Origin of the sequence: Candidatus Hakubella thermalkaliphila (genome assembly GCF_013281975.1) — a bacterium.
Lineage (GTDB): Bacteria > Actinomycetota > Humimicrobiia > Hakubellales > Hakubellaceae > Hakubella > Hakubella thermalkaliphila.
Genome location: NZ_BLRZ01000078.1, coordinates 1 through 9,264, shown reverse-complemented (window position 1 = coordinate 9,264; position 9,264 = coordinate 1). Strand labels below are relative to the sequence as shown.

General features: G+C 49.3%; 11 protein-coding genes. 1 reads left to right on the top strand and 10 read right to left on the bottom strand.

From position 1 onward, the window contains the following. The first annotated feature begins 84 nt into the window (after positions 1 to 84). Positions 85 to 357, top strand: a complete 273-nt coding sequence (locus HW443_RS07780) for a SprT-like domain-containing protein (protein WP_308751092.1) — start codon at positions 85 to 87, stop codon at positions 355 to 357. A gap of 309 nt (positions 358 to 666) precedes the next feature. Here the strand turns inward: HW443_RS07780 and HW443_RS07775 are convergent, their stop codons facing one another. The 10 genes from HW443_RS07775 to tsf form a co-directional block, all read right to left on the bottom strand. Then, positions 667 to 882 (bottom strand): hypothetical protein, encoded by a 216-nt coding sequence (locus HW443_RS07775; RefSeq protein WP_176235729.1) that lies wholly within the window; start codon positions 880 to 882, stop codon positions 667 to 669. A 60-nt stretch (positions 883 to 942) separates the two neighbouring features. Continuing rightward, the gene (locus HW443_RS07770) at positions 943 to 1,440 is read right to left on the bottom strand and encodes an HAD family hydrolase (protein WP_176235728.1); all 498 of its coding nucleotides are present in this window, start codon (positions 1,438 to 1,440) and stop codon (positions 943 to 945) included. Then, complete coding sequence (locus HW443_RS07765; RefSeq protein WP_176235727.1) at positions 1,418 to 3,157, bottom strand: proline--tRNA ligase; 1,740 nt, start codon at positions 3,155 to 3,157, stop codon at positions 1,418 to 1,420. The genes HW443_RS07770 and HW443_RS07765 overlap by 23 nt, the downstream gene beginning before the upstream one ends. Positions 3,158 to 3,187: 30 nt before the next feature. Continuing rightward, positions 3,188 to 4,279 (bottom strand): flavodoxin-dependent (E)-4-hydroxy-3-methylbut-2-enyl-diphosphate synthase, encoded by a 1,092-nt coding sequence (gene ispG, locus HW443_RS07760; RefSeq protein WP_176238038.1) that lies wholly within the window; start codon positions 4,277 to 4,279, stop codon positions 3,188 to 3,190. Positions 4,280 to 4,312: 33 nt separating this feature from the next. Further along, on the bottom strand, positions 4,313 to 5,443 hold the full coding sequence (locus tag HW443_RS07755) for a M50 family metallopeptidase (protein ID WP_176238035.1): 1,131 nt from the start codon (positions 5,441 to 5,443) through the stop codon (positions 4,313 to 4,315). Between the two features lie 185 nt (positions 5,444 to 5,628). Then, the gene (locus HW443_RS07750; protein ID WP_176235725.1) at positions 5,629 to 6,435 is read right to left on the bottom strand and encodes a phosphatidate cytidylyltransferase; all 807 of its coding nucleotides are present in this window, start codon (positions 6,433 to 6,435) and stop codon (positions 5,629 to 5,631) included. A gap of 26 nt (positions 6,436 to 6,461) precedes the next feature. After that, complete coding sequence (locus HW443_RS07745) at positions 6,462 to 7,253, bottom strand: isoprenyl transferase (protein WP_176235724.1); 792 nt, start codon at positions 7,251 to 7,253, stop codon at positions 6,462 to 6,464. A gap of 219 nt (positions 7,254 to 7,472) precedes the next feature. Continuing rightward, a complete protein-coding gene (gene frr, locus HW443_RS07740; protein ID WP_176235723.1) occupies positions 7,473 to 8,030 on the bottom strand; it encodes a ribosome recycling factor in 558 nt (185 codons plus the stop codon). 6 nt (positions 8,031 to 8,036) lie between these two features. Further along, complete coding sequence (pyrH, locus tag HW443_RS07735) at positions 8,037 to 8,777, bottom strand: UMP kinase (protein WP_258190477.1); 741 nt, start codon at positions 8,775 to 8,777, stop codon at positions 8,037 to 8,039. 14 nt (positions 8,778 to 8,791) lie between these two features. Then, a partial coding sequence (gene tsf, locus HW443_RS07730) for an elongation factor Ts (protein WP_176238034.1) occupies positions 8,792 to 9,264 on the bottom strand: 473 nt, incomplete at its 5' end.

The following is a 9,264-nucleotide window of genomic DNA, read 5'->3' as shown; positions in this document are numbered from 1 at the left end:
GAGATCTGATTTTGAGGTCAACGTGGGAAGTTTTATGCGAAATTAGCTCCTTTTTAGGGGCGAAGTGGGAGATGAGTTTTTGAAATTGGAGTTTTTAGACAGCCTCTTAAGGGAGAGCTGAGCAGGGACTATCGGTTGGAGCTCAGTCGGAGGATGAGGAGAACCCAGGGTCTATCCATACCCAGCCAGAGGGTAATTAGACTCTCCCTGTCTCATCTAAAGGAGCTTGGCTGGGAGACGATGGAAGCCACACTCCGCCACGAGATGGTTCACTGTTGGCTCTTTGAGAGAGGCAGGCCCTGGGGACATAGCCCAGAGTTTAAGGCTAAACTGAAGCAGGTAGAAGAGGACATTTGATGATGCATTTTTGGGGACCAAGCTTAACCTCTAAGGCCAGTAGGCAAGCCATGCTCACCCAGAGCCAGGGGATTTCCTTCTCAGTACCTAAACCTTATACCAGCAGAACTACACCAAAGAACATGACCTTAAGGTCCTATGAACTCACACTAAAAGAGCAATTTAGAAGAAAGGAGGGCGAAAAGACCAAAGATTTCGAGTACATTTTTACGTGAGGCAACGGGGTACTTCGACACGAAGGGGTGACCCATGCGAAGGATATAGAACTACGTAACTACTAGAGAAGCGAGAGCAAAGAACCTGGAAAACTCAGAGGAGACAGTCCAGAAAAGTCTTGCCAGTGGGACCCTTTCCTTCCAGCAGATAGAGAATCACAGCTCTGGCTAACTTGAAGAACAGACCGGGAGCCAGACAGCTCTTAACAATCTGCCGGTAGGTCTGGTAACCAGAGAGGATATTAAAGAAAGCTCGATAAAGGCGAGGCTCTTTCCTTGCTACCTGCCTCTCTCCTTTATAATCCTCCACCGATCACCACGATGGAGGCGTTATCTTCGAGGGGAATGTGGCTCTTTCTGATCCAAGGGCTCATTTCATCTGAGATAAGATCTGGGGAAGTTCCTTAAGGGAGTGGATAGAATAGGTGGGTTTTTCCATTTCCCCTTTGATTTGTTCAGGATAACGATCATTCCACTTGCAGAGTATGGAAACAATACCCATCCTGTTGGCGCCGACCACATCTTTCTCGATCCTGTCTCCTACCATGACCACCTCAGAGGGTCGGAACCCCAGTTCCTGCAGAGCTACCCTGAATATCTCTTCATGAGGTTTTTCGTATCCCACGTCCACTGAGGTGACGATGACATCAAAATACTGATCCAGAGCAAGATTATGCAGAGCGATCTTTACTTCCAGTTTGGTAGAAACAAAGGTGTTGGTGACTACGGCCAGCCTGTATTGTCCACTGAGGGCGGATATGACCTCTTTGGCGTATGGCACTAATTTGGCCTGGGGGTCCAGCAAGCTGGTGACGGAGTCCTCAATTACAATGGTATCACCCAGATCAAAAAGTATCCCCTTTATCAACCTGAATTCCCCTTTCCTGATTACCCATAATCTCCTGAATCCTGAAGACGACCCCTTCTAGAGGGAGTTCGAAGCTATCGCCACTTTCCCTTATTTTAACCTCTACCAGACCTTCTCTCTCCAGTTTATTGCCAATGAGGCATATAAAAGGTATCCCCAGAAGCTCCGCGTCGGTAAACTTGACCCCAGCTCTCTCATCTCTATCATCCAGAAGAACTTCCAGGCCGTGCTTCTGGAATATCTCGTAAAGGTGCTCTGCTGCTTCCCTCTGCCTGTTATTAGTGGGATTAAGCAGGAGGATGATGACCTGGAACGGGGCAACAGAAACAGGCCATATGATGCCCCGCTCATCATGTTTCTGCTCAATAATGGATGCCAGAAGCCTGGTTACTCCGATGCCAAAGCAGCCCATAACGAAATTTTGGCTCTGACCATCCTCATCAATAAAGGTAGCCCCCAGGCTCTTGCTGTACTTTGTCCCCAACTGAAAAATATGGCCTACTTCGATTCCCCGCTTGAACTCCAGTTCGTTGGCGCACTTGCTGCATTTGTCTCCCCAAACTGGATAAGTGAAATCTCCCCACTCATCTACCTGAAAATCCCGCCCCACATTGGCATTAACCATATGAAAATTGTCTCGGTTGGCGCCAATGACCATGTTTTGGGATTCTTTTAGTTCCAGGTCAGCCAGGATTGGTATCGCATTCAGGCCAAAGGGGCCCACATAGCCCATCCTGATTTCCGGATGGGCGTTCAGAGTATCCTGCTCTACCAGCCCGATGCTCCTTCTCAGATGTCGGGCGCTCTTGGCCAGACTCAGTTCCCGATCTCCTCGGATCAGGATAGCGAAGATATTCTTGCCCTCTTGGACCAGCATGGTTTTAATGGTTTTCTTGGGCTCGACGGAGAGGTAGTGAGCCAGGGCTTCGATAGTCTTTATTCCTGCTGTCTCCACCAGAGCAGCCTCTTTCATGTCCTCCCGGTCAGGGATGGTGGTCCAAGAGAAGTGGGCCAGCTCAGCATTGGAAGCATATCCACAGCCCGGACAGAGAACCAGCTCACTCTCGCCGGCATCCGCCAGGACCACAAATTCATGGGAAACCTCGCCTCCGATAATGCCGCTTTCCGCCTCCACCACCGCATAGTCCAGTCCACATCTTTCCAGGACCCGCGCGTAAGCCTCATACATCTGTTGGTAGATAACTTCCAGTTCCTTCTGGTTCCTACAGAAACAGTATCCATCCTTCATAATGAACTCTCTCCCCCGCAGAAGGCCGAAGCGAGGCCGGATCTCATCTCTGAACTTGACCTGAATCTGGTAGAGATGAAGGGGTAGCTTCTTATAGGAAAAGATCTCCGCATCCACCGTAGAAGTTATCAGCTCCTCATGGGTGGGGCCGAGGCAGAAATCTCGCTCGTGTCTGTCCCGGAGCCTCATCATCTCTGGCCCGTACTCTGTCCAGCGACCACTCTTCTCCCATAGCTCCTTCGGCTGAAGGACGGGCATGAGCACTTCCTGGGCCCCTTTGGCATTCATCTCCTGGCGGATGATAGTTTCGATCTTCTGGAGCACTTTCATCCCCAGAGGCAGAAATATATAGATTCCCGAAGCCACCTTACGAATCAGACCAGCTCTCAGGCAATAAATGTGGCTGGCCAGCTCGGCATCAGCAGGAATTTCTCTGGTGGTGGGCAAGAAATACTCAGAATATCTCATGGTTTTCTCTCACCAATTTTCAAAACATCTTCAGGTCTTATGTGTCTCCGCCAGTTGTTTTTCTCGATCTGCTTTCCTTACTTCCTCTACCAAGAGATCCAGGAGCTTGGCCAGAGGTATCCTTCCCTTTTCTTCTCCTTTCTGGAAGAAAAGGCCATTGGTGCGACCCAGAGCAACGCCCATCTCGGCCTCTCGGGCCTCTCCGGGCCCATTTACCACACATCCCATAATAGCCACATCCAGGAGGCTCTTCACATCCCTGGTTCTCTCAGAAAATTCCTGGACGATGGACAAGAGATCCACCTGACAGCGAGCACAGGTGGGACAAGAGATGATATTTATGCCCTCTTTCAACAGGCCCAGAGATTTCAATATCTCTCTGGCCACGGTCACTTCTTCTACAGGATCTCCAGTCAGGGAGACCCGAATAGTGTCGCCAATTCCTTCTATTAGTAGAGTGCCTATCCCCACTGCGGATTTGATAATACCCGCCAGACCGGATCCAGCCTCGGTGACCCCGAGATGGAGGGGATATTCTGTGCGGGAAGCCAGGAGGCGATTAGCCTCTACGGTCTCCAGGACCGAGGAAGCTTTAACCGATATCTCAATATCATAAAAACCCAGATCCTCCAAAGTCCTTACCTCTCTCAGAGCGCTCTCCACCAGAGCCTCCGGGGTGGGCCGGCCATATTTTTCCAGCAGGTCTTTCTCTAGAGATCCCGCATTCACCCCGATTCTGATAGGAACACCTCTCGCTAAAGCAGCCTGGACAATCTTTCTGATGTTTTCCTTGCTCCCAATATTGCCTGGATTAATACGCACCCCATGAACACCGGCCTCCAGAGCGGCCAGAGCCAGCCTATAACTAAAATGAATGTCAGCCACTATGGGAAGAGGGGAGGCTTTAACTATCCTTTTTAGAACTGCTGCCGAGGCATGATCAGAGACACCCACTCGCACGATCTGACAACCAGACTGGTAGAGGTCGTTGATCTGGCTGATGGTCGCATCCGCATCAGAGGTCCTGGTCTTGGTCATGGACTGAACCGTAAGGGGAGCATCTCCTCCGATGGGCACACTGCCAATATAGATTTTTTTGGTCTTTCTTCTCTGAATTTCCATCTTTTTCAAGAATCAAGCTTCCAGCCTATTGAATTATCGCATCTGGGTCAGGTTGATGGGGTTAAAGACGTCCAGATAAAGAGCGATGGAAAAAATGGTTATGAGTAGGATAATGCCAATGGTGTTCATAATTCCCACCACCTGGTTACTTAACCTTCTCCCCCGCACCTTTTCGATTAGGAGAAGGAGGATGTGACCACCATCCAAAGGGAGCAAGGGGATAAGATTGCTAATAGCCAGAATGATATTCAGGATAGCCAAAAAAGAGAGCAGGTTCTGCCATCCCCTGGCAGCTACCTGCTGGGTTATATTGACTATGCCTATCGGACTGACCGGCCTGGCCTCCTCCACGGGGAGCTGCCCTCTAACTAACCTGATCACACCGTGAAAATAAAGTCTGGTTATATTATAGGAAGCCCGGAGAGAACTTAGGGCGGCCGGGAAAAGATCCAGTTCTTTCTTGACCAGGCGGGGGCCTATCCCCAGAAAGCCAACTTCTCCCCTCTTTCCCACCGTTGCTTCTATAGTCAGTTGCTCTCCGTCTCTCTCCACCACATAGTTAAGTCTGTCCCCAGGATGCTCCTGGGTAATTCGCACCAGCTCCTCCCAGTCTTTGATTTCCTGGCCTTCCACCGCCACTACCTTATCTCCTACCTGAAACCCCGCTGCTTCAGCAGCCGAATCGGGCATTATGGATTCAATCTCCAGAGTGAGAAAATAGGTCCCCATCATGAAGAAGATGGTGAGCAGAAAAACCGCAAAGACATAGTTCATGGAAGGGCCAAAGAGAATGGTAAAGGCCCGGTGAAGAATTGGCTTGTTATAGAAAGAGAGGCGCTCCCTTTCTGTAGCCAACCGCTCTGTGGGGTCCATACCTACTGGGGTTTTTCCGTCCCGTTGCGGGTAGCCAGCATCCTCAGTGGCCAACTGCTCTGTGGGGTCCATACCCACCAGCTTATTGTAGCCACCGAGGGGGAAGATGCCCAGGCCGTAGACGGTCTCACCTCTTCGGAAAGAGAAGAGCTTGGGGCCGAAGCCGATAGAAAACTCCTCCACCCCAATACCACTGATCTTGGCGGCCAGAAAATGTCCAAATTCGTGGGCCACAATCATAGCTCCAAAGGCTATGATTGATACTGCCATGGTGAATAAAAAGCTCATCATAAATCACCACTTATTAAATCATAGTTAGATAATAGCAAAACTGTCAAATAAGACCTCCAAAATGTTATAGTATCCTCTAAAACCAAGAGGAAAAATCGGGAACAAGGACTCTTTCTAACCATTTTGGGGAGATACTCAAACCTCTCCTAGAGACAACCAGAAATTAAGGAGAAGAGCGGATAGAGTCAGAACAGTTGCAAGAGATAGAAGAACCAATATGAGAATACGGCGTTAAAAACCACACTATCGCCGCAGTCCAGGAGACCGCCTTGTCCAGGAAAAGTATTTCCCGAGTCTTTCAGTTCGAATTTTCTCTTCATAAAAGATTCCGCCAGATCGCCTAGTTGAGCCAGAATCGAGATAGCCAGACCAAAAATGGCCCGCAGGCCCACCGAAACCAGTCCCACAAAGGGACCCAGGACAAGGGGAAACAGGATAAGGGAAAATAGAATGGTAACAGCCAATGCCCCTGCTGCTCCCTCTATGGTCTTATTGGGACTTATATGGGGAGCTAACTTTCTCTGGCCCCAGGTGGAGCCTATCAAATAGGCTGCCCCGTCATTTATCCAGGAGAGAGCCAGGACCAGGGTCACCAGGTAGACACCTCTCTCGAAACGATGTAACAGAATCAGGAAAGAGATGAGAGGGAAATATAGTACTCCCATCACGGTCAGAGCTGCATCGGTGAAATCCCCTCTCTCTAGATTTAACAGAAAAGAGTAGATTAACACCACAATCACCACCACAGGTATAGCCAGACTTATACCTAAAAGTCCAAAATAGTAAATACTCAGAACCAGGAATACTGTAAGTCCACATCCCAGAATGAAGAAAGGCCTCCTCCCGGCGAATCTGGCCATATTATAGAATTCCACACATCCCCAGATGGAGGCAGTCAGAATGAAAAGGGCAAAGGGCAGGCTTCCCCAAAAGATGAGGACCAGAGCAATGGAAATGGCCACCAGGGAAGTCAAGAGACGCAATCTGATCATCTATCGCTCTTCTCTATCCATGTCTCTTATGCCAAATCAGCTCCGCCGTATCTCCTCTTCCGTTTCTGAAAAGAGATAATAGCTTTCAGGAAGTCGACTCTGTCGAAATCAGGCCACAGAGTTTCAGTAAAATAAAACTCCGAATAAGCCGCCTGCCAGAGAAGAAAGTTGCTGATCCTGAGCTCCCCACTGGTTCTAATCAGAAGATCTGGATCAGGACAGTCTTCTGCATAAAGGTAGCGCTGGAAAAGTTCCTTATCAATCTCCTCCTTGTGAATTTTACCCGCCACCGCATCGTCAACTATTTTCCTGGTAGCATCGACGATCTCATCTCGGCCTCCATAACCTACAGCCAGATAGAGAAATAGACGGTTATTGTCTTTGGTGATCTTCTCAGCCTCCAGGATGGAACGGTAGACATCAGGTGGGAACTTCTGGCAATGCCCAATAGCTCTCAGCCTTACTCCATTCCTGTTCAGTTCATCTAGCTCTCGTTTGAAGGCCTCCCGAAAAAGTTCCATCAGTCCATCTATCTCGACTTCAGGTCTGTTCCAGTTTTCCGTGGAGAAGGAAAAAAGGGTAAGGTATCTAACTCCTATCTCGACCGCAATCTTAAGGATCCGCCGAATAGCCTCTATTCCCTCTCTGTGCCCAGCTATCCTGGGAAGACCCCTCTTCTGGGCCCATCTTCCGTTTCCATCCATGATGATGGCCACGTGCTGAGGGATTCTGGATCTGTCCAGTCTTCTAAACAAACTCTCTTCCTTATCTCCTAAAAGGCGGCGCGTCAAATTGGTAAACTGGATAAAAGTACTCATCTTTCCCAAGAATTTCTGGTAATTTGTCATTCAGTGACCGCACTCTCGAAATGGAAACGGAGAACCTATTTCTAGCTTATTTGCCCTGACCCAAGCATCTGCCGCGAACCATGATAACATGAAACCCTCCTGCCACAACTGGCACCAAGGAACATGAAAATTAAGATGCATTTTCAGAGGGAAATATTGGCTATTTTCTACGTAAGCCGGAAAGAGGGTCTAAACTTCCAGAACCTCGTTTTCTTTCCTGGCCAATAGATCGTTGATCTGGCTGACATATTTGTCCGTCAGATCCTGAACTTCCGCGGTCAAACGCCTCAGATCATCCTCCGTAATCTCTTTGTTCTTCTCCATCTTGCGGTAAGTTTCGATAGTCTCCCGGCGAATGTTGCGAATGGCTACTCTGGCATCCTCAGCCATACCTCTCACTACTTTCACCAGATCTCTTCTTCTCTCTTCGGTGAGAGGGGGAATGGCCAGCTTGATTACCGTACCATCGCTGGATGGAGTGAGACCCAGGTCGGACTGCAGAATGGCTTTCTCAATGCCTTTCAAGGAATTGGGGTCATAAGGATGGATAGTCAGAAGCCTTGGCTCGGGGGCCGAGATGTTGGCAAGCTGTCGGAGAGGAGTTGGGCTGCCATAGTAGTTTACCTGAACCCGGTCCAGAAGGCTGGCAGAGGCCCGGCCGGTGCGGATAGTAGCAAATTCATGACCGGTTTTCTCTACCGTTGCTTTCATTTTCTCTTCCACATCTTTCAAAATTTTGTCTTTCATGGTCCATCATTCCCCTTGAGTTATTATGGTTCCTATCTTCTGGCCCAAGATGGCCTTTCTGATATTATCCGGATCGCTCAGGTTGAAGACGATGATGGGGATATGATTATCCATGCACAGAGACACCGCCGTATCATCCATAGCTTTTAGTTCTTTTTGCAACACTTCCAGATAGGTGAGGGAGTCAAATTTTTTGGCATAGGGGTTCACCGTGGGGTCGGTGTCGTAAACTCCATCTACCTTGGTCGCCTTCAGAATGGCTTCCGCTTTCACTTCTAAAGCCCGTAGGGCAGCAGTAGTATCGGTGGTGAAATAGGGATTGCCTATTCCCGCGGCCAAAATGACCACTCTGCCCTTTTCCAGGTGTCTTATAGCCCGTCTCCTGATATAGGGCTCAGCAATCTCTTGCATTGAGATGGCGGTTAAGACCCGCGTGAAGACACCCAATCGTTCCAGGGCATCCTGAAGGGAAAGAGCGTTCATAACTGTAGCCAGCATGCCAATGCTATCCGCCGTGGCCCGGTCCATCCCCCTGGCGCTGGCTGAGATGCCTCTAAAAATATTGCCTCCACCTACCACTACGGCCACCTCCACGCCCATATTTACTACCTCCTTGATCTTCTGGGCAATGGCCTCAACCACAGTGGAATCAATACCGTATTGATGAGAGCCGAGAAGCACCTCACCGCTTAGCTTGACCAGCACTCTTTTGTATTTGGGCAACGGAGATGGAGTTCTGTCAGACAACCGCGATTCCCGCCTCAAACACGCTCGCCCAACTGAACCCTGGTAAATCTTCGGATTTCGATATTCTCCCCCATCCTGGCAATCATCTCGATCAGAAGTTGTTCAACTGTCTTCTCGGGATCCCTGATGAAGGGCTGATCCAGAAGGCAGATCTCCCCATAGAACTTGTTTTTGCCCTCTACTATCTTTTCCACAACATTTTCCTTCTTACCTTCGGAAAGAGCCTGTTTGCGGTAGATCTCTTTTTCCTGGCTTAGAAGAGAATCAGGGACATCCTGCCGAGATACAAACAGGGGGTTAGATGCCGCTATATGGAGAGCAAGGTCATGGACAAAAGCTCTGAACTCTTCATTTCTGGCTACAAAGTCAGTCTCACAATTTACCTCCACCAGTACGCCAATCCGACCACCCTGGTGAACGTAGGCATCGATAACGCCTTCATTGGTGAGGTGTGATGAGGTCTCCTGGGAGATGGAAATTCCCCTTT

Excerpts from the sequence above, each read along its gene's own strand:
- HW443_RS07765 (WP_176235727.1), bottom strand. The coding sequence starts at position 3,157 with ATGAGATATTCTGAGTATTTCTTGCCCACCACCAGAGAAATTCCTGCT.
- ispG (WP_176238038.1), bottom strand. The coding sequence starts at position 4,279 with ATGGAAATTCAGAGAAGAAAGACCAAAAAAATCTATATTGGCAGTGTG.
- HW443_RS07755 (WP_176238035.1), bottom strand. The coding sequence starts at position 5,443 with ATGATGAGCTTTTTATTCACCATGGCAGTATCAATCATAGCCTTTGGA.
- HW443_RS07750 (WP_176235725.1), bottom strand. The coding sequence starts at position 6,435 with ATGATCAGATTGCGTCTCTTGACTTCCCTGGTGGCCATTTCCATTGCT.
- HW443_RS07745 (WP_176235724.1), bottom strand. The coding sequence starts at position 7,253 with ATGAGTACTTTTATCCAGTTTACCAATTTGACGCGCCGCCTTTTAGGA.
- frr (WP_176235723.1), bottom strand. The coding sequence starts at position 8,030 with ATGAAAGACAAAATTTTGAAAGATGTGGAAGAGAAAATGAAAGCAACG.